Origin of the sequence: Tepidimonas fonticaldi, from assembly GCF_001675355.1 — a bacterium.
In the GTDB taxonomy this organism is placed as follows: domain Bacteria; phylum Pseudomonadota; class Gammaproteobacteria; order Burkholderiales; family Burkholderiaceae_C; genus Tepidimonas; species Tepidimonas fonticaldi.
Genome location: NZ_LZDH01000040.1, coordinates 1 through 1,208, shown reverse-complemented (window position 1 = coordinate 1,208; position 1,208 = coordinate 1). Strand labels below are relative to the sequence as shown.

1 pseudogene is annotated in these 1,208 nt (G+C 46.9%); it reads left to right on the top strand.

Annotated features, from left to right (window positions below):
* Positions 1-1,208: pseudogene (locus A9O67_RS13410) on the top strand (molybdopterin-dependent oxidoreductase); the annotation flags it as partial.

Sequence of the window (1,208 nt, the reverse complement as noted above, 5' to 3'; positions counted from 1 at the left end):
CAGTATAAATTACTGCGTGCGAAGGAAACCAGAAATACCTGTACCTACTGTTCTGTCGGCTGTGGGCTGTTAATGTACAGCCTCGGTGATGGCGCGAAAAATGCAAAAGAGAGCATTTTCCATATTGAAGGGGACCCGGATCATCCGGTAAACCGTGGTGCACTTTGTCCGAAAGGTGCTGGACTTATCGATTTCATCCACAGTGAAAGCCGCTTGAAATACCCAGAAGTGCGTGAGCCGGGTACCAATGAGTGGAAACGTATCACGTGGAACGACGCGTTTGACCGTATCGCTAAGTTAATGAAAGAAGACCGTGATGCGAACTTTATTGAGAAAAATAAAGAGGGTGTCACCGTTAACCGTTGGCTGACCACTGGTATGCTGTGTGCATCGGCTGGTAGTAACGAAAGTGGATTTGTAACACAAAAATTTACCCGCGCTCTCGGCATGCTTGCCGTCGATAACCAAGCGCGTGTCTGACACGGACCAACGGTAGCAAGTCTTGCTCCAACATTTGGTCGCGGTGCGATGACCAACCACTGGGTTGACATTAAAAATGCAAACCTAGTTGTCGTTGTGGGTGGTAATGCGGCAGAAGCGCATCCAGTCGGTTTCCGCTGGGCGATGGAAGCTAAACTCCATAATAAAGCCAAATTAATTGTGATTGACCCACGCTTTACCCGTACTGCGGCAGTGGCGGATTTTTACACGCCTATCCGTTCTGGTACAGATATCGCGTTCTTATCAGGTGTTATCAAATACTTACTGGATAATGAAAAAATTCAGCGTGAATACGTGGAAGCGTATACCAACGCCAGTTTAGTTATTCGTGAAGATTATGGTTTTGATGACGGCTTGTTCACAGGTTATGACGAAGAAAAACGTCAATACGACAAAACCACGTGGAACTATGAGATGGATGGAAACGGCCTTGCGCTGCGCGATCCGACTCTGAAACACCCACGCTGTGTGTTAAACCTATTAAAAGAGCACGTCAGCCGTTATACACCTGAAGTGGTGAATAATATCTGGTGTACGCCGATCAAAGACGTCCTACAAGTTTGTGAGTATTTGGCTGAAACCAGTGCTAAAGATACAACAGCCTCGTTCTGATACGCATTAGGTTGGACTCAACATACCGTGGGTGCGCAAAATATCCGTCCCATGGCGATGATCCAATTACTGCTGGGTAATATGGGGATGTTAGG